The sequence below is a fragment of the Streptomyces zaehneri genome, assembly GCF_032248645.1.
Lineage (GTDB): Bacteria > Actinomycetota > Actinomycetes > Streptomycetales > Streptomycetaceae > Streptomyces > Streptomyces coriariae.
This window is the reverse complement of the sequence record NZ_JASTTJ010000043.1, coordinates 12,156-36,169: the sequence shown is the minus strand read 5'-3', so window position 1 is coordinate 36,169 and position 24,014 is coordinate 12,156. Positions and strand designations below refer to the sequence as shown.

The window sequence follows — 24,014 nt, the reverse complement described above, 5'->3', positions numbered from 1 at the left end:
TACATCCGCACCGCACGGGCACGCAACTCAAGCGAGTATTTCCGGGGTGCAGCCATGGTCAAAGGTCCTCTCATGAGTCCCATCTGACCGGCTGTCAGCTTCCTCCGCATCTCGGGGGAACCTCACGGTCGAGGGATGCTCGGAAGCTGTGCAGGTGCGGTGGCGTCGGGCCGCCGATGTGACGGACATTCTGGTTGCCGTGCCGGAGCCGGCGTACATCGGTGATGACAACCTGATCCCCACGCCTTGTGTGGTGCATCCTGAACAGGTCCGCGAGTTTCCCTCTGCTGACGAGCTGGAGGAGAAACTGTGGAGGCGCCTTTACCGGTGGGAGGACGAGATAGGGCTCAGCTACCGGGGTGATCTGTCAGGTGCGCCTGGCTGGAAGGCCGGCGGCTGGCCCGCCCCGTTCACATTCAGGGAGCCTGACGAGGAAGATGAACGCCGGTGTCCGACTTGCCAGGCTCCGACGTCGCCGTTGCTCACCGTCCCCAGCGGCGAGTGGGACGGAGAGAGCGGCAGCTGGCGGCCTGCAGGCGACGAGCCTGAGGCCGATGCGCCCCCGTACCCGGGCAACGTCAACCCCACGCAGGTGACGGTGAGTCGGGGCTACACCCTGCAGTTCTACGGATGTACCGGTGACCCCCGGCACCTTCCTGTCACCGTCACGCAGTGACTGCCGTCTGCGCAGGTCGTCCTCGCAGCATCTGGGCCGTCACGGTTCGTTGAACCAACGGTGTCCTGGCTGGCCGCGAACGATGCTGCTCCGCCATCCCTGAAGGCTGCGGCCATCATCCGCAGGCGCGTCCGGGCCTGGCTGCCTGACGCAGGGCGTGGCCGCCCAACGCAGCCCAGGGCTACACGCTGGGCGGCACTGCCATCCCGGCCGATCCCGCCAACTGCTCCATGAGTTGCCGTGCGGAGGCCGCGTAACGAATCGCGGTCTCCTCGTCGATGAAAAAGATCGGAGCCTCACGACCCGAGCGGGGGCATTGACGGACCGCTACCACCGATCGTGATCGTTCTCACCGATACCGACTGTCCCGCTGGTCCCCATGGCCGGGCTCGCGGGTCCGGGTCGACTACAGCGGCGAGCGGCCCGTACTCGCGTTGGAAATACAAGAGTTGTTCGGCTGGTCTGCCGTCCGCGCTGGCGGACGGGCGGGCCCCGCTGACCGTCCACCTGCTCTCCCCGGCTGGGCACCCGGCCGCCGTCACCGGCGACCTCGCGTCGTTCGGGCACGAGGGCTACCGCGCCGTGCGGGCCGAGCTCCGCGTCCGCTACCCCCGCGACCCGTGGCCGGAGGACCCGGCTGCGGCCGAGCCGACCCGGCGGCTGAACGCGCCCAACCGGGGAGCGCCACGGGCAGCCCGGGGTCAGCCGCCACCCGAGCCGGCCGAGGCCGAACCGCCGGAGGTCCAGCCGGAGTTGGGCTGAGGCCGATCGCGCGTGCTGCGCTCGGTGCGCAGCTCCACCACGACCCCAGCCGGGCCGAGCAGGTCCTCCAGCGCGTCGGCGAGCCGCTGCGGGTCGCCGCCGAACGGGAGCGCGAGCCGCTCCCGGACGCCCCGCAGGACGAGTTCCAGCGCGAGCGTGGAGGCGGCCGACTTGTAGTCCCCCTGGTACGGCTCCACCACCTTGTGCGTCAGCCGCACCTCGCGCAGGGTCTTGACGGGCAGCCAGTCGTCCGGCCCGGCGGCCCGGACCAACCGCAGGGACGCGGGCACCCCGGCCGGCGCGAACTCCACCCGCAGGATGTCCCGGGCCCGGGAAAAGGCCAGCGCCGGCCAGCCGATCAGGTACTCCAGCCCGGCGATCACCCCCACCACCACGAACACGGTCGACGCCCGCGCCCCGGCCAGCGCCATCCAGAAGGCGACGAGCAGGGTCGGCACGCCCAGAGCGAGCGGAGTGAACAGCGCCGGCCCCGCCGAGGTCAGCGCATTCCACGCCGGCCCGGCCGGGCCGACGCGCAGGACCAGATCCGTCGAGTCGGGGCCTTGTCTCAGCAAGGGATCGGTGGCCATGCCTCCAGCGTAGGACCGGTCCGCAAGAGCGCATCGACCATATCCGGCCGATGGGGCACGGCTTCTGACGGCCCGTAGCCCTCAGCCGGCGGGCGCGGCGGGCTCCCAGGGCTCGAACCACGGGTCGGGCCACTGCTCGGCGGCGGCCATCAGCGGGTAGAGGGTCGCGGCCGTCCAGGCTCTCGCGGATGATGTCGGCGTGGCCGCCGTGGCGTGCGGTCTCCTCGATCGGGTGCGGCAGCACCCACCGCACCGACCACTCCTCGACGTCGGCGGGGAACCACGGCACACCCCGGGGGACGGGAACGCCCTGGCCGATGCCGGCGATGCCGGCGACGGCGTGCCCGGAGACACGCTGTGGGGGATCGCGCAGAAGTTCCTGGGCTCTGGCGTGAAGTGGCCCTCGATCTTCGACGCCAACAAGCCGGTCATCGAGAAAGCGGCACAAACGCACGGCCACACATCGAGCCGACAGGGCAACCGCGGGTGCCCTTCTTCAGGAAGCCGGTGTCGTCGACGATGAGCACCGCCTCGCGGTCACCGAGGTTGTCGACCACGTAGCGGCGCACATCGTCGAGGACTTCGTCGGCGTCCCACTCGATCCGGTTCAGCATCCGCTGGACACGGTCCGGCCCGCCATGGCCCGCTTCCTCGGCCAGCGTCCAGCCGTTCTTGCGCTTGAGCGGAGCGATAAGGCCCCGCACATAAGCCAGCGGCGACTCCCGCGGCTCCGACCGGCTGAACCAGTGCACAAAGCGCCCGTGCACCGCATCCAACTCACGCGCCCACACACGCACATCAGCAAGGCCCCCACCCATAACCACACCACGACGAACCTGGCCAGCAGTCGCGGTAGACGCCGTTGCAGTACTAGGGGTAGTCCGGTGCCTTGTGGGTACCTGCGTGCGGAGCTCGCCACCAGCGGGCGTACGCCGGAGGTGGGAGAGAGCATGGGGTTCCGCGAGTCGGGTTCGGCACTGGCCTCCCGGTACTCCGCCCGGATACTGGCCGGCCGATACCGTCTGGACGCGATCATCGGTTCGGGTGGTGCTGCGGACGTCCATCGCGGTTTTGACTTGCGGTTGCGTCGGCCGGTGGCAGTCAAACTGTTCCGGCCGAACACCGGCTTCGACACAGAGGAAGCCTTTCTGAGCGAGGCCATGATCCTGGCCCGCCTGCAGCATACCGGGCTGGTGACCGCCTACGACGCCGGACGGCACGACGGTGACGCCTACCTGGTCATGCAACTGATCGAAGGACGCACTCTCAAGGCGCGCATCGCCGAGGGCCCCCTGTCTCCCGAAGCCACCGCCGCACTCGGTGGCGGCCTCGCCGACGCCCTGGCCCACGCGCACGACGCGGGGATCGTCCACCGCGACGTCAAGCCGTCCAACGTCATCCTCGACGCGTTCGATCACCCCCACCTCACCGACTTCGGCATATCCCGGTTGCTCGATGCCACCACACGCACCGCCACCGGCACCCTCATCGGCACGGCGGCCTATCTGTCGCCCGAACAGGTCCTGGGACAGCCCGTCGGCCGGCCTGCCGACGTCTACGCCCTGGGTCTGGTGCTTCTCGAATGCCTCACCGGCAGGCTCGAGTACGACGGCGGCCCCTTGGAGGCCGCAATAGCGCGCCTTCACCGCCAGCCCGGCCTCCCGTGCTTCCTCCCCGCGGAACTCGCCGCCCTGCTGAGGGACATGACCGCACTGGACGAGCAGGCACGCCCGACGGCACGCGACTGCGTGCTGACACTGGCTGCCCTGTCCGCCGACACGGGCCCCACGCCCCACCGGCCCGCAGCCCGTGCCACGGGCATCGCTGCAAGCCGGCGCCCCACAGGTGACAGCACCAGTACCCGCAGGACGCCGCTGCCCCTCCCGGAGCGGCCCGTTTCCGAAGCGGCTTCCCGCGCCGCTTCCATACCTGCTCGTCCCCGGAGCCGCGTTCTGATGGCCGGGGCAACTGCCGCACTGGCCGCGGCCATGGCCGCCACCCTCGCCGTCGCTGACGGTCCCTCGCATCAGAGCGCTGAGAACAAGTCGGCCCGCCCCGCCACCGGTTCAGCCGTGACCTCGCCTTCCTCCGGCACCTCGGAAGACGGCAACGACGCCCCCGCGCCACAGCCATCCGGCAGCCATACCGTCTCCGCCCCTGCACAGAGCGTCAGCCCGGCACCGGGAAACCTGAGCGGGCAATCGGTCACCGACGGGGCGCCGACACCAGGCACCACCGCCCCTCGGCAGGACACAACCGATGCCATGGGGCGCCCTGCGACGAAGACCACGAGCGAGCTGGCCGATCAAGGAAAGAAGAAGGCGTCCACAGGTCAAGGCGACGAACAGAGCGCGGAAAAGGCGACGAAAATCAAGAAGAAGTAGCTGCACCGACACTCAGCGGGGCCGAGCTCTCGGAGAGGCGCAACGGCCGTTTGGGCGGGACGTCCGCCCGCCGGGCGGGTCAAGGTGGCGTGGCATACGAGGCTGTCCTGTGGCCACGTGAGCACTGGGGTGTATGCGGGAGGTATGGACTCCAGCCGACGATCGGGACAGTGATCCGGTCGTGGAATGCGTCGAGCCGTCGGCTTGTCCTGCCTTTCGTCTTGATCGCAGTCGTGACCGTTGTGGACATTCTCGCCCCTCCCGATGTCCACCTCTGTCCCTTCCTGATGGCGGCACCCGCGATCACGGCATCGTTCGCCGGCCCCCGCATGGCAGCCCTGGTCGGTGCGATCGCCGTCCTGGCTCAGGTAACGGTCGCTGTCACACGTGCCAGCCTCACGGACCTCAACCACACCCTCCAGATCCTCGCCCTGATCTTGATCTCCGTACTGGCGCCGCTCGTCGCCTTCCGGCGCGAGCGCCGTGAGCGGCAGCTGATCCAGCTTCGCGCCGTGGCCTCAGAGAATCACGGGTCACTCTCCGTGCACGAGCTGCCGTTGCCGGGTGTTTCCGAGCTGGGGGTCTTCCGCCTCATGGCGTGCACGGTGGACCTCCCGTACCTTTTCGGTGCCACGCTTCTGTCCATCGCCCCTTACTTCGTAGGTTCACGCCGTCGCCTGATCGGGTCGGCGGTTCGCCGGACCCCGGGGTGCTACGGCCGGGTTGTCGGGCGGCAAGCGGTCCATGGACGCAAGCGAAGCAGTTGTTGTTTGACAACTATTGCTGTGGGGCAAGAAGATGGGCGCGGGCAGGGGTCAGGGAGGCTGCGGATGTCATGGTGGGCGCAGGATGCTCTGTGCGCCGGTGGGCGGCGCTGAGCGGCGAGGGGCGGGGAGGCGTCGAAGTGGGCCGCTCAGGCGGTCTGGCTTCCGGGGCTCTGGGTGTCGTCGTGTATCTGCGCCGCCGCCGCGCGGCAGAACGCCTCTAGCCCCTGGAGCAGCATGGTCCGCTGGGCGCCGGGCATCTGGCTGAGTACCGCCTGCAGTGCCATTTCCCTGCGCGTGCGCAGATCGGCGAGGAACGCGTGGCCCCGGCTGCTGAGGTGCAGGCGCACCTCGCGTCTGTCGGTCGGGCTCGTCACGCGCTCGACGAAGCCGGCCGCACGCAGGCGGTCGCACAGTCGGCTGGTCGACGGCGGTGTGGAGGCGAGATTGTCGGCGAGGGTGCGCAGGTTGATGCCCTCTTGGTGTTCGAGAATGAGCAGCACGCGCAGTTGGGAGGCGGACACGGGCTCCGTCGAGGCCCGGCCCCACAGAACTTCCAGCAACTCCGCTGCGGTGGAGGTCACGCGCGCGGCCCCGTCCGGCTCGGGGCGGGCGTGGAAGGAAGTCACGATCACACTCTCGCAGGCACTGGGATGACCGTCAGCCTACTAGGCGGGCGAGCCGGTTAAGGATGGATCGGACCAGGGTGCATCTGGATGGGCGCCTTGCGCTGTATGTGTGAGACCCGTGAACACTTGATGAGGGATAGGTGCATTTACAACTGTGAACAGATTTGTGACCGCCGAGCGTGCTCTGCGTACGGCGGCACCCCACCAGTTGCTCGACGCCGTCCGTCGTGTGCTCGCCGAGGAGTACGCGGCTGACTCCGTCGAGCTCTTCATGGCCGACTACGGCCTGACGGTGTTGCAGCCGGTGACCGTGCTGCCCGAGACGCTGGATCCGGTGTCGGTGCACGGCAGCCCGGCAGGCCGCGCCTTCGGCGCCCAGGAGCCTTTCATCGAGGGCCTCTCGGAGGGGCTGGTGCGCGTGCATCTTCCCGTCACGGTGCGGGGGGACCGGCTCGGCGTGCTGTCGGTGACCCTGCCAGGCGGGCAGCATGCGCGCAGTCGTCTGGGCGAGCTGGGCGAGATCGCCGAGGTGCTCGGGCATGAGGTGGTCGTGGCCGAACGGGACACGGACCTCTATCTGCAGGCCCGACGCAAGGACCGGCTGACCCTCGCCGCCGAGATGCAGTGGCAGCTGCTTCCGGGGCGGTCCTGCGCCAGTCCCGAGTACGAACTCGGCGCCCAGCTGGAGCCCGCGTACGCGATCTTCGGCGACAACTTCGACTGGTCGGCCACCGCCGACCGGCTGATGCTGTACGTGTCCAACGGGATGGGCGAGGGGATAGAGGCATCCCTGCTGACGAACCTGGCCGTCAACGCCCTGCGCAACGCCCGGCGGGCCGGTATCTCCCTCGCCGACCAGGCGGCCCTCGCCGACCAGGCCGTCTACGCCCACTATCGGGGCCGCTGCTACCTGTCGGTCCTCATGTTCGACTTCGACCTCGCCAGCGGGCGGGCCCTGGTCGTGGACGCCGGCTCTCCGCAGCTGCTGCGCCTGCGCAACGGCGCGATCGAGCACGTCACGTTCGAGGCGCAGCTGCCGCTGGGCATGTTCGAGGAGACCGCCTACGAGGCGCAGCGCTTCGACGTCGAGCCGGGCGACCGCTTGGTCTTCGTCAGCGACGGGGTGCACGCGGTCGCCTCTCCCGGGGGAGAGGCATACGGGGACGCGGCTCTGGCGCGAGCCATCTTGTCCACCCGGCTGCTCCCCGCCGCAGACGTCCCCCGGGCCGTCCTGCGGGAGCTTACGGGCCATCGCGGCCAGGCGGCACCAAACGACGATGCCCTGGTGGTCTGCCTGGACTGGCGGGGGCGGCCGTGACGGTCACCGTGCCTGAGCCCCTCGGAGTTCCGTGCGCGTTGTTTGCACGGTGCGTCAGACGCTAATGTTTGTCATACGGCAACTATTGGCTCATCGCCTGCCGTCCGGTGGCCGCGAAGGTCCCGCATCCACAGGAAGAAGACGCAGGTGTCAGAGCAGGAAGCGGCCTCCCGAGCGGCGGCACGGCAGGTCGAAGCGTTCCTCGAGCGCCGTCAGGAACAGATCGCTCAGCGATGGGCCGACGCGGCCCTGTTCCGGACCGTCTTCACCGTATCCCGGGACGAGGCGGTGGAGGCGGCCAAAGCCGTGGTGGACGCCCTGACCGTGGTGGCCGCCTCCGGGCGGCTCGAAGACATCATGGCGCCGGGCTTCGGCCCGGTGCGTGAGCAACTCGCGCGCATGGCGGCCTCGCGGACCCGCGGGGGAACCACTCGGGCCCAGATAGCCGACGAAGTGGCCGACCTGCGCGAGCCGACGATCGGCCTGCTACGAGGCGAACGGGCGAACCCGTCCGACGCGCCGTCCCAGGAGTGTCTCCTGGCTCTGACCGTGCTGATGGGCACCCTGCGTCTGGTGGTGATGGAGACCGCCCTCAGCACAGGCGAGGAATTGATCGAAAGGCAGCGCCAGCAGCTGCTGGAAGTGGCCACCCCGGTGATCAATCTGTGGGAAGGCATCGTGGCCGTCCCGCTCATCGGCACCCTGGACAGCGCCCGCAGCCAGGTGGTGATGGAGAGCCTGCTGGAGGCGATCGTCTCCGGGCGGGCCCGGTACGCCATCCTCGACATCACCGGCGTCCCCACCGTCGACTCCCTGGTCGCCCAGCACCTGATGAAGACCGTGGCCGCAGCCCGGCTGATGGGCGCCGAATGCATCGTCTCCGGCATCCGCCCCGCGATCGCGCAGACCATCGTCCATCTCGGCATCGACCTGGGGACCATCGTCACCCGCACTTCGCTGGCAGACGCCCTGGCATACGCTCTCAACCGGCAGAACATCGCCGTCGCACCGCGCATGCCGGCCGGCGCGAGCCGGCGGTGAATCCCCGTCACTTCGCGCCCGCAGCCCCGGTTCCGGTCGTGATGCTCGGGGACATCCTGCTGGTCACCCTGCAGGGCGAACTGCACGACGGGACGGCTGAGCAGCTCCAGCAAGACATCGCCCACCGCATCGCGCACAGTACGACGACCGGTGTGGTGATCGACATCTCCGGCGTGGACATCGTCGACTCGTTCCCGGGGCGGATCCTCGCCGACATCGCCTCCACCGCCCGCCTGTTGGCCGCACGCACAGTGCCGGCCGGCATGCGGCCAGCCGTGGCGATCACGCTCGTCGAGCTGGGGCTCACTCTGCCGGGACCGCACACCGCGCTGGACGTCGACCGGGCAAGGGAACTGCTCGGGCGGCACGAGCCAGCAGGCGTGTCCTCGGGCGCGCAGGACGGCCCATGACGCACGCCTCCCACCCCGCCAAGACGACGACCTTGCCCATCGGCTCGGACGCGGACCTGGCCTGGGTGCGCCAGCGAGTCCGGCAGACCGCAGCCGGCCTCGGATTCGGTCTGGTGCAACAGACCAAACTGGTCACCGCCGCCAGCGAGCTGGCCCGCAACACCCTCATCCACGGCGGCGGCGGGCACGTGGAGATCACCCCACTGGACCACCAGCAACCAAGGGGCCTACGGCTGGTCTTCGTCGACACCGGGCCCGGCATCCACGACCTCGACCAGGCGATGACCGACGGCTACACCTCCGGCGGCGGCCTGGGCCTGGGCCTGAGCGGCGCCAGACGACTGGTGCAGGAATTCGCTCTCGACAGCCGGCCCGGCCAGGGCACTACCGTCACCGTCGTCGCCTGGGCCGGCGGCGCGCCTGCGCCGCAGCCGGTGCCGCGGTGAGCCGGGTGTGGGACATCCCCGTGCACGACTCGACCCGGATCCGGGACGTCCGTGTGGCGACCGAGTCGGCCTCCGCCCGCGCCGGACTTGGTCCCCACCGCACCGCGGTCGCCGCGCTGGTGGCCACCGAGCTGGCGACCAACCTCCTCAAGCACGCCGGCGGCGGCCGTATCGTGATCAATCTCGTCGGCCGGGCACCGGCCGGCGGCGTCCCCCGGCCGCCCTCGGTCCAGCTCCTCTCCCTCGATCACGGCCCGGGCATCGCCGACGTCACGGTGGCGCTGCGCGACGGTCACACCACCGCCGCCTCACTGGGTGCGGGACTGGAAACCTGCCTGCGCGTAGCGAACGACTTCGACCTGCACAGCACCCCTGAACGGGGAACAGGCGCGGTGGCCCGCACAGGCCACGAGCCGGCTTCCCCGCGTGTCCTGCCAGGTCAGCATCCGTCGTCCCCGCGAGCGGGGGGAGTCAACGTCCCCCTGGCACGGGCCGAGCATTCCGGTGACGCCTGGAGCTCAGTGCGCTCAGGCGCACAGGCGCACAGGTGACCCTGATGCTGGCCGACGGGCTCGGCCACGGGGAGCAGCGACGCCCGCCCCCTGCTCGACGACGCCAGCGTGGCCGTCCTGGCCACTGACGGCCGGACCTGAGCCCATGACCGCCGCCTCCCGTACCTGGACGATCGGCTCACCTGTCGATGCGGCCCGCGCCCGCATCCTCCTCGCCCGTCTCGCGACGCAGGCCGACGTCACCGTGATCGAGCACGCACGCTTGCTGACCTCGCTCACCGCACCCCTGCGAGAGTGCCTCGAACAAGGCGGCGTCCGGGAACTGTTCCTGCGCATACGCCCGGCCGGCGTGCCCGACACGCACACCCGCGGGCACCTGGAGGTCACCGTGCGTCCGGCCGGCGGCAGGCCACATACCTCCCCTCGCCCTGGCGGCTCACACTGGCCTCCCCCCGCCTCCCGTGCTCTGAGCTGCTTGCACCGGACGAGGCCGGACTCGCCGAGGCCCTCCTGGCGTCGGACGACGACACCGCGACCATCCTGGCCCGCCTGGACGAACAAGAGGAACTGGTCCGCTTCCACCGCGAGGAACTGCACCAGACCAACCAGGGCGTTCTGGCGCTCCACGCAGAACTCGACGCCTCGGCGCTGGTTCAGCACAAGTTGCTCGCAGCCGAACGAGATGCCCGGACCGAAGCGGAGAAGGCGCGACGCCTGTTGACCTTCCTCGCCGACGCCAGCGCCGAGGGCACCTCCTCCCTCGACCACGAGGACGTCATGCGCCGGCTGCCGGAACTCCTGGTCCCGGAGTACGCCCGCCACGTCGACGTCTGGATATTCGACGACGAACAGGTCCCGCCCAGCGGTCACCGGCCTGCCGCCGCGGTGGCTGCGGCCCGTACGGGCCGCCCGCAACACGCCGCCGCCCATCCCGGCGACCTGCCCGGCGTCGACGACCTGCCGCAGTCCCTCCTGGCCCCCACCCAACCGCTGCTGTGCCTACCTCTCAGCGTCCGCCGCACCCTGGGAGTGCTCACGCTCGCAGCGCCCGGACCCCGATTCGACCCCGACACGTGCCTCATGCTGGTCGAACTGGCACGCCGCATCGGCATCGCCAAGGACCACGCCCGCCGCTACGAGCAGCACCGAGACACCGCCGAAGCCCTGCAGCGCGCCCAGCTCACCGACCTGCCCACGACGGACGGCCTGCTCCTGGCGGCCCGCTACCTGCCCGCCACCCGCGGACCCAACATAGGCGGCGACTGGTACGACGCGTTCCCCCAACCCGACGGGAGCCTGCTCGCCGTCATAGGGGACGTCACCGGCCACGGACTGCGCGCCGCCAGCATGATGGAACGACTGCGCACCGCCCTGCGGGCCTACGCCGTCGAAGGCGACAGCCCTGCCCAGCTCCTCACCCGCCTGCACCGACTGCTGCGCCACCAGCAACGGGACCTGTACGCGACGGCAGCCATCGCCCGGTTCAGACCCGGCGGTCCCACTGTTGTCTGGGCAGCCGCCGGACACCCGTCGCCCCTGGTGCGGACACCCGACGCGACAGCGCAGGTCCTCGACACCAGACCGGGAATCGTGCTGGGCGTCCCTCTGCCGGCCACCTACAAGGACCATTCCATCGAGCTGCCACCTGGCTCGACCCTCGCTCTCTACACCGACGGGACGGTCGAGCGCCGTGCCCAGGTAATCGCCCTCGGGATCGCCAGACTCGCCCGAGCCTTGTCCTCTCTGAGCACGACGGAACTGCAGCAAGATCTGGACGGGGCGGCAGAATCCCTGTTCAAACCTCTGCTGGACGACTCCGAACGCGACGACGACGTCTGCCTGGCTGTGCCACACCACTCTCACGCCACTGCCCCGGCCATTTGCGGACACTCAAATCGCTGTATCGTGCACGCACTTGTCGCACACGGAACCGGCAGGCCTGTCCGTCGTCAGCTCCCCACGCTCTGGCCGCGGCGCCCATGGCGTTAGCGTGGAGGGAACAAGGGGAGAGGACGCCGTGAAGACACCTGAACCAGTTCCGTCCGCGGAGAGCCGGCTTCGCGCTGCTGCGCCCCATGAACTGGTCGCCACCACCCGCCGTCTCCTGACCGAGCGCGTGGGAGCCGAGGAGGTGACCTTGTTCCTGGCCGACTACGCGCTGAGCGTCCTGCAACCGGTTACCCACCTGCCGCACACCGGAGACCCGGTCCCCGCGCACGACGGGCCCGCTGGACGCGCTTTCACCAGCCAGTCTCCCGTCGTCGAAGTGTCCACCGGCTCGACGCCCGCTCACCTCGTCCATCTGCCCATGACCGTCCGCGGCGACCGGCTGGGCATCCTGTCCGTGCGTCTGCCCAGCGGCGCGGCCGATCCTGCGACCGTGCTGCGGCTCACCGACTTCGCCACCGCTCTGGCCCATGAGGTCGCCGCCGCCGACCGCGACACCGACCTGTACCTGCAGGCCCGCCGCACCCGGCGCCTCACTCTCGCCGCCGAGATGCAGTGGCAGCTTCTCCCTGGCCGGGGTTGCGCCCGGCAGGAGTACGTCATCGGCGCCCACCTGGAGCCCGCCTACACCATCGGCGGCGACAACTTCGACTGGTCGACCGAAGCCGACCACCTCACTCTCACCGTCACCGACGGCATGGGACAGGGCATCGAAGCCTCCCTGCTCACCAGCCTCACCGTCGGCGCCCTGCGCAACGCGCGTCGGGCCGGGATCGGGCTCGCTGATCAGGCCAGCCTCGCGGACCAGGCGCTTTTCGCCCAGTACGGCGGCAAGTTGTACGCCTCGACGCTGCTGCTGAAGTTCGACCTGGACACCGGCGTCGTTCGCGCCGTCGACGCCGGATCGCCCCAGCTCTACCGCCAGCGCGGCGACACCCTCGAGCAGGTCACCCTCGAAGCACAGGACCCGCTGGGCATGTTCGAAGAGACCCCTTACGACGAGCAGACCTTCCAGGTCGAACCGGGTGACCGGCTGATCGCGGTCAGCAGCGGCGTGCACAGTGCACCTGCAGCCGACGGCGGCTCATTCGGCGAACAGGCCCTGCGCCAAACACTCAGCGCCACACGACTGGAAAACCCGCACGAGGCCGCGCGCGCCATCGTCTCCGGTCTGATGGAACACTGCGGCAGTGGGGATCTCGCCGCCGACGCCGCGGTTGTCTGCCTGGACTGGAACGGCCGAGATACCAAGGAGGCGCGCCACCGGGTGAGTGCGCACTGACGCACGTCACCGGCGGTCAGGATGCTCGGACCGCGACGACGCGGCTTCCTGCGCATCGGAGAAGGCCTTGAGGCCACGACGCAGCGCGACCCTTTCCACCGGCTCCATCACCCGCAGCACGACAGTCAGAGCCTGCGCTCGGCGTTGCGCCGCCTCCGCCAGCACCCGCCCTCCAGGCGCGGTCAGGCGCAGCTGCACCTCGCGGCGGCTGAGGGGGTGGTACCCGCGCTCCAGCAGGCCGGCAGCCTCAAGTCGGTCACACAGTCGACTGGCCGTGGGCATTCCGATGTCCAGGTGATCGGCCAGCGCCGTCAGATTCAGTCCCGGCGTCGTTTTCAGGACGCGCAACGCTTTCAGTTGGTGCGGAGACAGTCGCAGCGCCGGATCCTGTGCCGCCACGGCCCAAAGGTTTGTCAGGCTCTCCACCGCACCTGCTATATCGAGCGCGACGGCCTCGGGACCGTTGTCCGGTCCATCAGCCTGATCGTCGTCGGCGCCGTCGAGGTGCGTCACGAGCAAGTCACTTTCAGTAAGCCCGAGGCCATGCAAATACCATGCTTATTCAAAACGAAGTACCCGAAGATCCGCTGAGCAAGCAGTCTCTGCCGACGGCTCCTCTGGCGTACACCGGCCCGCAAAACCCGGAGCCCCGGGATCAGGCATCCCCGGAGCTCCCTCACACTCACCGCGCTGCTCAACGACTCCGCGGTGGCGGCGTCGTTTGCTGACCGTCGTCGAGCGCTGCCCGACAGTGGCTTCCTGCGGCGCCTGAAGTCTCTCTCACGTCCAGGACGTCTACAGGGTGAACAGGCGGTGAGCGTCGCCGGACAGGAACACCTCGCGCGCTTCCTCGTCGAGTTCCGACTGGTCGAGGTGTTCGAGCGCCTGGACGGGGGTGATCATCGGATAGTTCGTGCCGTCGGTAGTGCTCGTCGTCACTTGTCCTGGGTGAGATCGCTTCGATCTTGTAGTCCTCGTTGCCATGGGCAGGACGGGGTTTTCCGGCACGGCGGCGGTTTGGTCTCGCGGCGGTTCGGCGTTCTTGTCCCCGGAAGGCTGCCGACCTCATCAGCGTGGGCCGTCGTGCTGCGCGAGTGCGTTCTCCCGCAGATTCGGTTCCGTGCGGAGTGTCCTGGTGAACCATGTGCCGTAGCGGTCGCCCAGGACGGGAGCCGAGGCTCCGTGGAGGGTGATGCTCAGGCCCACGGTCACGGCGATGACCTCGCTCAGCAGGGTTTCCCCGGGCAGGTGTTCTTCCAGGGCGAGCAGGCCGAACACGAGGGAGGCGAGCCCGCGCGGGCCGAACCAGCCGATGTACGCGATGGAGGCGGGGCGCAGGCCGGTGCCGACAAGGGCGAGTGTGACGGGCAGCATCCGGATGACGGTGAGGCTGAGAAGCGCGTAGACGACCGGACGCCAGGTCAGGTGCTGGAGTGCGGGTCCCAGGATCACGGCGCCGAAGACGAGGAAGCTGAGCGAGGCGAGGAGGAGGCCGAGGCGTTCGGTGAACCTCGTGCTTTGCGCGGGGTCCGAGTCCTGGGCAGGGATGCCCAGGTCGACGGGGGTGTGGCGCAGGTGGATGCCGAAGGCCAGTCCGGCGACCCAGGCGCCGATGAAACCGCTGCCCTCGCCCATGGCGCACAGGACGTACGCGATGACCGGGACGACGAGTGCCAGGAACTGTCGCCAGTCGGAGCTGCTCCACCCGCGGGCGAGTGACCAGCGCAACAGACTAGCCCCGCTCCAGCCGGCCGCGACTCCGATCGCGCCGCTCAGCAGCAGCGCGCGCACGAACGTCTCGGCGACGCCCGGGTGGCCGTGGCCCTCGCCCGCCGCCGCGAGTGCCAGGACGAAGAACGGAAGGGCCAGGCCGTCGTTCAGACCGGATTCGACGGTCAGGCCCCCGCGGACCAGCGGCGGCACCTTCTTGTTGGAGAAGGCCTGCTGCCCGAGCGCGGCGTCCGTCGGCGCCAGGATGACGGCGACCAGGGCCAGCTCCCACACACCCAGGCCGGGAAGCAGCGGCCAGGCCACCAGCCACCCCAGAGCCATCGTGGCCGGCAGGCCGACCGCGAGTAGCCGCAGCGGCAAGAACTCCTCCCGGCGCAGGTCCCGGGTCTTGATTCTCGCCGCATCTGCGAACAGCAGGAGAACCAGCGCGCTTTCCAGCAGCGTCCGCGTGACCTCGGGATCCTTCACCCGGTCCAGCAGGTCCAGGCCCAGCGGGCCGATCGACAGACCGACGAGCATGAACACCAGCGGTCCCGAGAGCACCGTGTTCGACAGGCGCCGTGAGAGCGCCCCGTATCCGAGGACCACGCCCCCGGCGGCCACGACGGCCCAGCCGTTCATCCGCACGTACTCCTCACGCCCATCTCGCGCAGAGAGGCGAATTCCGACCCTATGGCGACGCTGGTCAGTCCTGCGGGAACCCTGCTCCGAACGCGCCCGGCTCGGCCCGATCGGCCCAACGCGCGGTGGCTGCATACGAGGCCGACGAGAACCGCCCCCGCCGATCCCCGCGGGCTGAGCATGGCGACAGGTCCGGGGATCGGGTGGGGGACGTCCTCAGGCGACGGGTTCCACGTGTCCAGGACCCGACAGCCGGTGACATCACCGAGGACTTCTGCTCCCGGTCCGATCCCTACCTAACTACTGACCGTTTCAGAATGAGCTGGACGTGAGATGCGCATCACTCCTGCTCGCAACCAGTCACAGGACTTCATCCCAGACGTCGCCGCCGTCAGCCCAGGTCCACAGCCATTTCCGTAGTGAGGCGGTCGCATGGCGAAGGCCGTCGTGACGGCCTTCCCCGAAGGTGTGGCCGTCGGCGTCGTAGAGAAGCACTGGGTTGTCGACTGCGCTCAATGAGACATGCCATTCCATCGTGCAGCCGCCGTAGGTGAGGAAGAGCCACGATGGTGGCAGGCCCTCTGACAGGTTGCGTTCGTGGACGCCGGCCGCGCACGGCCAGTCGCGCAAGTGCCCTGGAGCCCGGTTGCCGTCGGTCAGGGAGGCAAGCCCGCCATCGGGTCCGAATCCTCCGTAGGCGAGTTCGAGCAGGCCCTGACGGAGGTCGGCGCGTCGCTCATAGCGGGTGCGGAGTCGTTTGAACTGGTGGAGCCAGGAGAAGGCGCGCTCGAAGCACGCTCTAAGGGAGGTCTTCCCCGTGGGGTGCCTTCGGCCGGCGGTCCGCGCCCGTGCGACGAGCCCGTTCTCGCGAGCCGACCGGAGCCGAATGCGGGCGGCAGATTCCGGGGGCCGCGCACACGTGGGAACCGTGCGCAGTGGGCAGAGCGCAGGGGCGGGCCCGATCAGTTGGCCGACGTCCGTGTCATCTCGGTTGCCTCGGTGATGGCGCGTTGTCTGAGATCGCCGAACAGCTGCATCGTGACGGCGGCCAGGACGTCGTCCCCGCCAACAGTGCGCCCGTCCCCGCGGCGGGTGGACAGGGCGAGGAGGGGGTCCTTGAGCAGCGGGGCCGGGGCTGGCTCGCCCGGCACCACCAGGCTGACCGTCCCGAACCGCTTGACCCCGCCCTCGCGGACGACCTTGGCCGCGTCCCGGGCCAGGGCCGTCAGGAACACGCTCGCGATTCCGTCCAGGTCGCGGACCATCGCCGGGACGGCCCTCACCCCCCGGCTCCCCAACAGCCTTCTCACCCCGGCCTCGAACCGATGGGCGCCGGCCACACCACTCGGTGTACGCGCCCCGCGACGCTCACGAAGAGACACGAGCGCACCATCGGCGTTGCGCACCTCGCCCATCAGGCCGTGGAACGTCGGGCTGTGCAGGTACCACGCCGATCCCACCTCCACCTCGACGTTCCGGTCGATCGCCGAGATGAGGTCCTTGGGAATCAGCCTCTTCCTGGCCTCCTCGGCGGCCGCGCTTCTCGCGCCGTCGATGATCTCCGTCAGCACGGTCCGCGTCACCGACGCGGCGGCCCACGCGGCCGGCCGGGAGACGTGCAACGAGGTCACGTCCCTGAACACCGCTTTGACGAGCTGAGGCTTGAACGGCAGGTCGGTCACGACGGAAGCGATCTGCGGACCGCTGCGCTCGGTGCGTAGGAGTTGTGTGGTCATCGAAGAATGTGCTTTCTGCTGTCGGAGGTGTCAGTGGTCCATGCCGCACCGGGCGGCGAGACCACAGAGCTCTGCGGAGGGCGCCGAGCCGGCACAGGGCCTGCCGGGCGGGGCCGCCGGCACACAGAGGTGCAGGCGGCCCGCCCGGATTCTCGGTGTTCCGGCGACCGGGCGTGCGGCAGGGGGTGCCACTCGGGCGACGCGCTGTGGTGCGGCGCCGTGCCGGTCAGGCGATCTGGTACCTGCCGACTTCCAGGAAGTGGCGCAGTGCTTCGGGTGTGTTGTCGTCGAGGGCGGCGTTGGCTGCCGCGCGCAGGGCCGGGCTGATGGACGGGTCGGCGAGGATGCGGGCGATGGCGACGCGGTCGTCCTCGGCCTGGGCGATGCGGTAGCCGGTCTCCAGCCAGGCGCGCATCGCGTCGGGGTCGTTGGCGTCCAGGAGGGCGTTGGCTTCTCGTGTCACACGCCGGCCGCTGTCCGGGTCGGCGAGGATCCGGACTATGGCCACCCTCAGGTCGTCGGCGTCCGGCTCGTCCGCGGACGAGGACACCGCGGGCACCGTCACCGCGGTCGGTGCCGCCGTGGCGGCGAAGGACGGGGTGGCGAGCAGGAGGGCCGGGGCGAGGATGCCCGCGGCAATGCCGGGCGCTACGCGATGCAGTCGCAAGGGGAATGCTCCTCTTCGTGTGCTACGGACGTGAGTTGAGGACGCCTCAGGGCGTTCACTTCAGTGATGCTGCCACCTGGGTCTGACAGTGGCAGTTGCCCCGCTTCGGTCGCAGGGCACCGTCGCCGCGAACGTGGCCGGTGTTTCATGGCGGCGCGCCTTCGAGAAGGGCGGCCTTGAGCGCGGCTCGTGGCTGTCGGGGCATGAACGGGAGGAGACGATTCCTGGGGGCGGTCGTGGTGTGGTCCGAGCGTGTGGTGGTGCTCGACGGGGTTCGGCTTGTCTGCCGGGACCGGGGCGGGCCGGGGGAGACGGTCGTGCTGCTGCACGGCTTGGCTGGTCATGCGGGTGAGTGGGAGGTGGTGGCCTCGCGGCTGATTGCCCGGTATCGGGTCTTCGCGGTCGATCAGCGCGGGCACGGCGCGAGCGAGCGTCATCCGCAGGATGTCTCCCGGGCCGCCTATGTCGCCGACGTCGTCGCTGCAACCGTGCCCCGGGAGAGGAAGATCCCTCCTTCGCCTACGGACTGGCTGCGGTCGGGGGTCACGGACCAGCGCGTGACCTGCACCGCCGGTGGGTGGGATGTAGACGGGTGCCCTCCGGTGCCCAGTGGTGAGTTGACTGACGGTCAGCGGCCGATAGATCGCTGCGGTCGTTGTCGGCGTACACGCGCTGCACTGCCTCGATCACCCTGCCGAAGGTCACCCTCGTCTACACCCAGCCCGCCAGTCGGCTCGACAAGATCGGCGACGGATACGCCCCCTACATCACGTCCCGGCTGTCCACCGTCGCGGACGAGTCAGCTCCCATCAGGCGGCCAGATCGACGTCGGCTACTCGGCCGATGATCGAGCCCTTCTCATACCGCTTGGAGACAAGACCTGCTGCGGCGCGTCAGCGGGTCTCCTGTACGCCGAGCAGAGTGAGGGCGTTGCGGATGCCCTCGTCGAGGAGTTCGTCGGAGAGTCGCCGGTCGGCCAGGGCGCGGGAGAGTTGCAGCGTTCCGACCATCATGGCGTAGACGCTGAGGGTCCTCGTGTGCACCGAGCGCGGATCGGTGGGCGCCAGGCGAGCGGCGATACCGTCGATGACGGCGAGCACGCCGTCGGTGTACGCCTGCTTGGTCTCGTCCGCGCAGCGCCCGATCTCATCGAGGAGTGCCGCGGAGGGACAGCCGTCGTCGGGACTGTCGCGGTGCTGCGGCGACAGATACCACCGTACGATCTGCTCGAGTCCGGCGATGCCGGGGGCCGCCTGCTCGATGACGTTCGCGTACTGGGCGCGCAACTGGTCCGCGACCGCGGTGGCCACGAGGTCGTCCTTGGATGCGAAGTGGGCGTAGAAGGCGCCGTTGGTCAGTCCGGCGTCCGCCATCAGCGTCGAGATGCCCGAGCCGTCGATACCGTCCCGCTTGAACCGGCGGCCGGCGGTCTCGATGATCCGCTGCCTCGTCGTCTGCTTGTGCTCTTTCCCGTAACGGGCCACGCGTTTGCTCCTTTGTGCGCCGGAAGGGTCACCCGCGCTTCACCATCGTATTGGATTGCGAACGTACTCCAATTGTGTGCCGATGGTGTATCGGAGTTCCGACACGCCTTCTCTGCGGCCGGCCCGATTCAGTCGTTGCCGGGCACCATCGAGATCACGACCTTTCCGGCCGCGGTGCGGCCCTGCTCGACGTGCGCCATCGCTTCGAGCGTCCGGTCGAAGGGGAACGTTCGGTCGATGACCGGGCGGAGCTGTCCGTTGTCGTAGAGAGCGGCGAGCTTGCGGAGCTGGGTGCCGTGCGCCCGCATGAAGAAGAACTGATAGCGCACACCCAGGGCCTTGGCCTGCTTGCGGATCTTGCGACTGAGCACGTTCATGACCAGGCCCAGAAGGGATGGGGCGCCGAGCTGCTTGGCGAACGCGGCGTCCGGCGGGCCGACGACACTGACGGCCAGGCCGCCGGGCTTCAGCACGGTCAGCGACTTCTCGAGGTTGACTCCACCCAGCGAGTCCAGCACCAGGTCGTAGCCGGACAGCACCTGCGAGAAGTCCTCCTTGGTGTAGTCGACGACGATGTCGGCGCCGAGGCTCCTTACCAGCTTCTCGGAATCAGTGTTCGCTGTCGTCGCCACTGTGGCGCCGAGGTGCCTGGCAAGCTGGACGGCCGTCGATCCGAGACCGCCGGCGCCGGCATGGATGAGCACCTTCTGGCCCGGCTTCACGTGGGCGCGGTCGACGAGGATCTGCCAGGCGGCCAGGGCCACCAGAGGTACCGCGGCCGCCTCGCGGAGGGAGAGCGACTCCGGCTTGAGTGAGACGTCGTCCTGGTCGATCGCAATGAACTCGGCGAACCCTCCGATCCGCAGGTCGCGGGGACGTGCGTAGACCTCGTCGCCGACTGTCAAGTCGCGCACGGCCGAACCGACCTGCGTCACGATGCCGGCGACGTCGTGGCCGAGCACGAACGGAAGCTTGTACTTCAGGAGTCGTTTGAACTCCCCGTTGCGGACCATTTTGTCCAGCGGGTTGATGCCGGCGGCGCTCACTCGGACCAGGACGTCGCCGTCGCCGACGGTGGGTTCGGGAACGTCTGCGGCGCGTAGGCCGTCCTTGCCGTACTTCTCGACGATGAATGCCTTCACGTCAGCCATCCCTTTGCGTGATCTTCACGGTTGCCTTCTCGGTGGACGATGCGCGTGTCCGGGCAGCTTCCACGTCAGCTGCCGAGGTGCCGGCGAAGCCAGTGACCCATCTGCTCGATCGCCCGGTCCACCTCGGGCACCCGCCCTGCGCCCAGGATGAACGAATGCTGCCCCTGGGGCATCGGGCGGACCTCGGAGAGGATCTTGAAGTCGGCGAGTCGGCGGCCGAAGTCGGCGCCCTCGCCGGCAAGCGCCTCGTACTCGCCGTAGTGCAGGGCCGTGGGCGGCAGGCCGGTCAGGTCGGCGTTCAGGATGCTGATGTCGGGGTCGGCGAAGTCCACGCCGGGGTCCTGCAGCCAAGCCGCTCGGAACTGCTCGAGGATGCCCCGGCTGAGCATCTTGTCGTGTTCCTCGTTCTCGTCGACCTTCGGGTTGCTGATGGTGAGGTCGGTCCACGGCGAGATGCTGATGATCGCCCCGGGGGCTGCCTCACCCTTGGCGAGAAGGCGCAGCGGCAGCGCGACCGCGAGGGTGCCTCCGATGGAGTGGCCGGTGCTGCCGATGTTCCGCGGCTCGTAGCCCTGTGCGAGCAGCCACCGGTAGGCGGTCTCGGCGTCGTCGATCTGCGCCGGGTGGGGGTGCTCGGGCGCCAGGCGGAAGCCCACGACGAGTGAGCGGGCTCCGGCCGCCTTGGCGATGTGGCCGGCGGCCTTGCGGTCCGATGTGATCGAGGCGGCGACCGATCCGCCGAAATGGAAGTGGAGCAGTGCCTTGTCGGGGTCGGCGCCCTCAGGGATGGCCCACAGGGCGGGGACGCCGTCGGCGTCCACGTCGGCGTAGGTGACGCCTTCCGGTTCGGTCGATGCCGAAGCATGTGTGTCGACGATGTCGCGGACGACGGCCAGGTCGAGGCCCGGCGTCGACGCCTTCGCGCGCACGCTTTCGAGGAACTGCGCGAACTGCTGTGCTTCCGTGCTGATTCCCATGGTGATGCTCCTTGTCAGGTCAGAGCTGAACGCGCCGCTCGCGCGCACTGCAGGTCGACGGGCCGGGTGCGACGTCAGCCGGGCATCCGGTTGAATCTGCGGATCTGCTTGTCGAAGATCCCGGCAGGGACGAGGCGACGCGCGGTGGTGATGCGTGAGGCGAGGGGTCCGGCGGTGTAGCGCAGCTTCGGCTTCGGGGCGGTGGCTGCCGTGACGATCTCCTTGGCGACGACGGCAGGGTCGTCGCCGGCCTTCATTGCCGCAGCGACCACTGCGTCGAAGACACGCCGCCGCTCCGCATACAGCGGCAGCGGGGTGTCGGGCTGAGCGGCATTGGCGTCGAAGGCGGTCCGGGTGTAGCCGGGCTCGACGAGCAGGACGCGGACGCCGTGCTCGCGGACCTCGTGGTCCAGGGACTCGGAGTAGCCCTCGATCGCGTGCTTCGCGGCGACGTAGAGGGCCATGTAGGGCTGCGGGATGACACCGAGGACGGACGAGAGGTTGACGATGCGTCCACGGCCCTGGGCGCGCATGTGCGGCAGGACGGCCTTCGTCATGCGGACGAGACCGAAGAAGTTGAGGTTGAAGAGGCTCTGGGCCTGGGCGACGGAGTTCTCCTCGGCGGCGCCGGCCGAGCCGAGACCGGCGTTGTTGACGAGGACGTCGATCCGTCCGAACCGTTCGATCACTTCCTGGACGGCGGCGGTGACGGATTCGTCATTGGTCACGTCGAGGTCGAGGAAGGTCACACCGGCGGGCGGGGTGAGCCCCGAGGTGTTCCGTCCGGTTCCGATCACCTCGAACCCGGCTGTGACGAAGGCGCGAGCGGTTGTGTCACCGATCCCCGATGACGCCCCCGTCACGAGTGCTACCGGCCGATGAGTCGCCATCACAGACTCCCTGCGTCATTGAATTACGATCGTTTACCTTACGACCGTAATGCTATAGCTGGACGGCGCGGACGGCAAGGAGCGGCTTCGCGATCGCCGGGAACCTGCGGCTTGGTGCGGGAGGGAGACCAGGGGCGACGAATGCCGCAGGTCACCGATACGGCCCGGTACTGCCTGTCCGGGCTCGCGGAGAAGGTACGTGCGGCACCGGGCCGGGATGCCGCACCGATGACGGGCGGCACGAGATGCGGGACGGGTCACCGGCGTGCAGCGCACAGCTTCACGTGCTGACGCCGTCACTCCGTATGCGACGAAGTCGACGCCGGTGGACGAGTGGTTCGGCGACTTGCGGTCGCAGCCGCACCACGGTCCGTGGCGTCGAAGAACGCCTGCAAATCGTCCCGGGCCGTGGCACGCTTTCCGTGAAGCCGGGGCCTGCCGGATGCGGGTGATGTGGTTCAGGCCTGCCGTCGAACTCGACACCGCAGCGACTGCCTCCCGGATCGCCGTACTGGTCGCACGCGCGGTACCAGCGGGCCGACGACCCCCGGCAACGCTCGCGCGGGGCACGCTGTGGAAAAGGCGCGGGTGCCGCTGTCGATCCGGCCCCGTCCCGTTCGACACCCTGGTGGAGGACGCATCGCCTCATGGGGATGCGACAGGACAGGATCTGAGGAGGGAACTCATGGATCAGCTGCTGCGGGTGCAGAACTTCACGGTCTCCAGCGACGGTGTCGCCGCCGGCGAGGACCAGAGTCTGGAGCGGCCTTTCGGCCATCACATCGATCCGGGAAAGCTCTTCGCCTGGGCCGGCGCCACGGCGAGCTGGCCCAACCGCGCCGAGCCCGGAGGAAGCCGGGGCCTGGACGACTACTTCACCCGGGACTTCAGCCACAATATCGGCGCCGAGATCATGGGCCGCAACAAGTTCGGACCCCAGCGCGGCCCGTGGCACGACCACGAATGGCGCGGCTGGTGGGGTGACGAGCCGCCCTTCCACACGCCGGTGTTCGTCCTGACCCACCACCAGCGTCCGTCCTTCACGCTCGGCGAGACCACATTCCATTTCGTGGACGGCGACCCCGCCACCGTTCTGGCGCAGGCGCGGGAAGCCGCGCAGGGCATGGATGTCCGGCTCGGCGGCGGCGTGAGCACCGTTCGGGAGTTCCTCGACGCCGACCTTGTCGACACCCTCCATGTGGCCGTCGCACCGGTGGAACTCGGATCCGGGCTACGCCTGTGGGACTCGCCCGACCAGCTGCTGGACCGGTTTCACATGGAGGTCGTGCCGAGCCCGAGCGGTGTGACGCACCACCTCTTCTGGCGCAGATGACCCACGAGACGACCCGGGACCTCGATACGGCCGACGCGAGCGTTCCCCGCGAGAACCGACGGCGTGGGAGGCGGAGGTCCTCCGCGCGATCCGCCACTCGATCCGGGAACGGGGTCGGGCGTTGGCAAGCGCTGGTACGTCGTGCTGACCGCCGAGCAGGCACAGCCCGACCACGCTGCCCGAGACGGGCAGCGTGGTCGGCATCGACCTGGGCAGGCAGCTTCCTGCCCGACGGTGCCGCCTCCACGGTCGGGCTGAACCACTCGATCTCGGATGCCGGGTGGGGGGTGTTCCTGAGGATCCTGCACGCCAAGGCTGTAAGCGCCGGACGGGAAGTGATCGCCGTGGACCCCCGCCACACCTCCCGCACCTGCCCCGAATGCGGGCACGTCGCAGCGGAGAACCGGCCCACTCGGCAGAAGTTCCAGTGCGTCTCGTGCGGCCACACCGCGCACGCGGACACGGTGGGCGCCCTGAACGTTCTACGGGCCGGGCTGGTCCGTCGCCAAGCCGCACCGGCATAGCGAGAAGCCCCCTCGTTCGCGAGGGGGAGGAGTCACGCCACGTACCCGGTCGAACCCCGCCTTCCTCAGTTCAAGGGCGTCGATCGCGGGGTCTCGGCGTGACCGCACGGGCGCCAGCGTGTTCGGCGGCGTCGAAGTA

General features: G+C 69.4%; 22 protein-coding genes and 5 pseudogenes. 14 read left to right on the top strand and 13 right to left on the bottom strand.

Going from position 1 to position 24,014, the window contains the following annotated elements; translation table 11 throughout:
- Positions 1–178 precede the first annotated feature (178 nt).
- Together QQM72_RS39430 and QQM72_RS39425 are read left to right on the top strand one after the other, a co-directional pair.
- A complete protein-coding gene (locus QQM72_RS39430; RefSeq protein ID WP_314225631.1) occupies positions 179–676 on the top strand; it encodes a hypothetical protein in 498 nt (165 codons plus the stop codon).
- A gap of 386 nt (positions 677–1,062) precedes the next feature.
- Positions 1,063–1,345 (top strand): annotated as a pseudogene (locus QQM72_RS39425) (ATP-dependent helicase C-terminal domain-containing protein); the annotation flags it as partial.
- A gap of 32 nt (positions 1,346–1,377) precedes the next feature.
- Here the strand turns inward: QQM72_RS39425 and QQM72_RS39420 are convergent.
- Both QQM72_RS39420 and QQM72_RS39410 read right to left on the bottom strand, forming a co-directional pair.
- Positions 1,378–2,028, bottom strand: a complete 651-nt coding sequence (locus QQM72_RS39420) for a hypothetical protein (protein WP_314225630.1) — start codon at positions 2,026–2,028, stop codon at positions 1,378–1,380.
- A gap of 470 nt (positions 2,029–2,498) precedes the next feature.
- Positions 2,499–2,846: pseudogene (locus QQM72_RS39410) on the bottom strand (transposase); the annotation flags it as partial.
- 132 nt (positions 2,847–2,978) lie between these two features.
- On the opposite strand from QQM72_RS39410, the gene QQM72_RS39405 reads away from it, so the two are divergent.
- Both QQM72_RS39405 and QQM72_RS39400 read left to right on the top strand, forming a co-directional pair.
- Positions 2,979–4,412 carry a serine/threonine protein kinase gene (locus QQM72_RS39405; RefSeq protein WP_314225628.1) on the top strand — a complete coding sequence of 478 codons (1,434 nt, stop codon included), beginning with the start codon at positions 2,979–2,981 and terminating at the stop codon, positions 4,410–4,412.
- 233 nt (positions 4,413–4,645) lie between these two features.
- Positions 4,646–5,290: a hypothetical protein gene (locus QQM72_RS39400; RefSeq protein ID WP_314225627.1), complete on the top strand. Its 645-nt coding sequence runs from the start codon at positions 4,646–4,648 to the stop codon at positions 5,288–5,290.
- Between the two features lie 35 nt (positions 5,291–5,325).
- Here the strand turns inward: QQM72_RS39400 and QQM72_RS39395 are convergent, their stop codons facing one another.
- The gene (locus tag QQM72_RS39395) at positions 5,326–5,811 is read right to left on the bottom strand and encodes a MarR family transcriptional regulator (RefSeq protein ID WP_314225626.1); all 486 of its coding nucleotides are present in this window, start codon (positions 5,809–5,811) and stop codon (positions 5,326–5,328) included.
- A 148-nt stretch (positions 5,812–5,959) separates the two neighbouring features.
- Here QQM72_RS39395 and QQM72_RS39390 point away from each other — a divergent pair, with 148 nt between their 5' ends.
- The 7 genes and pseudogenes from QQM72_RS39390 (at position 5,960) to QQM72_RS39360 (ending at position 12,761) form a co-directional block, all read left to right on the top strand.
- Positions 5,960–7,123 carry a PP2C family protein-serine/threonine phosphatase gene (locus QQM72_RS39390; protein WP_314225625.1) on the top strand — a complete coding sequence of 388 codons (1,164 nt, stop codon included), beginning with the start codon at positions 5,960–5,962 and terminating at the stop codon, positions 7,121–7,123.
- Between the two features lie 147 nt (positions 7,124–7,270).
- A complete protein-coding gene (locus tag QQM72_RS39385; RefSeq protein ID WP_314225624.1) occupies positions 7,271–8,164 on the top strand; it encodes an STAS domain-containing protein in 894 nt (297 codons plus the stop codon).
- 41 nt (positions 8,165–8,205) lie between these two features.
- Positions 8,206–8,574: an STAS domain-containing protein gene (locus tag QQM72_RS39380; protein ID WP_314225633.1), complete on the top strand. Its 369-nt coding sequence runs from the start codon at positions 8,206–8,208 to the stop codon at positions 8,572–8,574.
- Positions 8,571–9,020: an anti-sigma regulatory factor gene (locus QQM72_RS39375; RefSeq protein WP_314225623.1), complete on the top strand. Its 450-nt coding sequence runs from the start codon at positions 8,571–8,573 to the stop codon at positions 9,018–9,020. The genes QQM72_RS39380 and QQM72_RS39375 overlap by 4 nt, the downstream gene beginning before the upstream one ends.
- Positions 9,017–9,609, top strand: a pseudogene (locus tag QQM72_RS39370) (anti-sigma regulatory factor); the annotation flags it as partial. The gene QQM72_RS39375 and the pseudogene QQM72_RS39370, both read left to right, overlap by 4 nt.
- A gap of 217 nt (positions 9,610–9,826) precedes the next feature.
- Positions 9,827–11,521 carry a PP2C family protein-serine/threonine phosphatase gene (locus tag QQM72_RS39365; RefSeq protein WP_449657444.1) on the top strand — a complete coding sequence of 565 codons (1,695 nt, stop codon included), beginning with the start codon at positions 9,827–9,829 and terminating at the stop codon, positions 11,519–11,521.
- A gap of 28 nt (positions 11,522–11,549) precedes the next feature.
- Positions 11,550–12,761: a PP2C family protein-serine/threonine phosphatase gene (locus tag QQM72_RS39360; RefSeq protein WP_314225622.1), complete on the top strand. Its 1,212-nt coding sequence runs from the start codon at positions 11,550–11,552 to the stop codon at positions 12,759–12,761.
- A gap of 6 nt (positions 12,762–12,767) precedes the next feature.
- Here the strand turns inward: QQM72_RS39360 and QQM72_RS39355 are convergent, their stop codons facing one another.
- The 6 genes from QQM72_RS39355 to QQM72_RS39325 all read right to left on the bottom strand — a co-directional run bounded on the left by QQM72_RS39355 (position 12,768) and on the right by QQM72_RS39325 (position 17,516).
- Positions 12,768–13,274, bottom strand: coding sequence for a MarR family winged helix-turn-helix transcriptional regulator (locus QQM72_RS39355; RefSeq protein WP_314225621.1), 507 nt, complete (start codon positions 13,272–13,274; stop codon positions 12,768–12,770).
- Between the two features lie 282 nt (positions 13,275–13,556).
- The gene (locus QQM72_RS39350) at positions 13,557–13,700 is read right to left on the bottom strand and encodes a hypothetical protein (protein ID WP_314225620.1); all 144 of its coding nucleotides are present in this window, start codon (positions 13,698–13,700) and stop codon (positions 13,557–13,559) included.
- A gap of 129 nt (positions 13,701–13,829) precedes the next feature.
- On the bottom strand, positions 13,830–15,113 hold the full coding sequence (locus tag QQM72_RS39345) for a cation:proton antiporter (RefSeq protein WP_314225619.1): 1,284 nt from the start codon (positions 15,111–15,113) through the stop codon (positions 13,830–13,832).
- Between the two features lie 360 nt (positions 15,114–15,473).
- Complete coding sequence (locus QQM72_RS39340; protein ID WP_314225618.1) at positions 15,474–15,743, bottom strand: hypothetical protein; 270 nt, start codon at positions 15,741–15,743, stop codon at positions 15,474–15,476.
- Positions 15,744–16,075: 332 nt separating this feature from the next.
- On the bottom strand, positions 16,076–16,849 hold the full coding sequence (locus QQM72_RS39330; protein WP_314225617.1) for a hypothetical protein: 774 nt from the start codon (positions 16,847–16,849) through the stop codon (positions 16,076–16,078).
- Between the two features lie 226 nt (positions 16,850–17,075).
- A complete protein-coding gene (locus tag QQM72_RS39325) occupies positions 17,076–17,516 on the bottom strand; it encodes an ALF repeat-containing protein (RefSeq protein WP_314225616.1) in 441 nt (146 codons plus the stop codon).
- 203 nt (positions 17,517–17,719) lie between these two features.
- Between QQM72_RS39325 and QQM72_RS39320 the strand changes: the two are divergent.
- Positions 17,720–17,998 (top strand): annotated as a pseudogene (locus tag QQM72_RS39320) (alpha/beta fold hydrolase); the annotation flags it as partial.
- A gap of 411 nt (positions 17,999–18,409) precedes the next feature.
- Here QQM72_RS39320 and QQM72_RS39315 read toward each other — a convergent pair.
- The 4 genes from QQM72_RS39315 to QQM72_RS39300 all read right to left on the bottom strand — a co-directional run bounded on the left by QQM72_RS39315 (position 18,410) and on the right by QQM72_RS39300 (position 22,018).
- Entirely contained in the window at positions 18,410–19,000 is a 591-nt protein-coding gene (locus tag QQM72_RS39315; RefSeq protein WP_314225615.1) for a TetR/AcrR family transcriptional regulator, read from the bottom strand.
- A 128-nt stretch (positions 19,001–19,128) separates the two neighbouring features.
- Positions 19,129–20,142 (bottom strand): NADP-dependent oxidoreductase, encoded by a 1,014-nt coding sequence (locus QQM72_RS39310; protein ID WP_314225614.1) that lies wholly within the window; start codon positions 20,140–20,142, stop codon positions 19,129–19,131.
- A gap of 74 nt (positions 20,143–20,216) precedes the next feature.
- Positions 20,217–21,128 carry an alpha/beta hydrolase fold domain-containing protein gene (locus tag QQM72_RS39305; RefSeq protein WP_314225613.1) on the bottom strand — a complete coding sequence of 304 codons (912 nt, stop codon included), beginning with the start codon at positions 21,126–21,128 and terminating at the stop codon, positions 20,217–20,219.
- 74 nt (positions 21,129–21,202) lie between these two features.
- Positions 21,203–22,018 (bottom strand): oxidoreductase, encoded by an 816-nt coding sequence (locus QQM72_RS39300; protein ID WP_314225612.1) that lies wholly within the window; start codon positions 22,016–22,018, stop codon positions 21,203–21,205.
- Between the two features lie 685 nt (positions 22,019–22,703).
- Here QQM72_RS39300 and QQM72_RS39295 point away from each other — a divergent pair.
- Entirely contained in the window at positions 22,704–23,351 is a 648-nt protein-coding gene (locus QQM72_RS39295; protein WP_314225611.1) for a dihydrofolate reductase family protein, read from the top strand.
- Between the two features lie 215 nt (positions 23,352–23,566).
- A pseudogene (locus tag QQM72_RS39290) lies at positions 23,567–23,875 on the top strand (RNA-guided endonuclease InsQ/TnpB family protein); the annotation flags it as partial.
- Positions 23,876–24,014 lie beyond the last annotated feature (139 nt).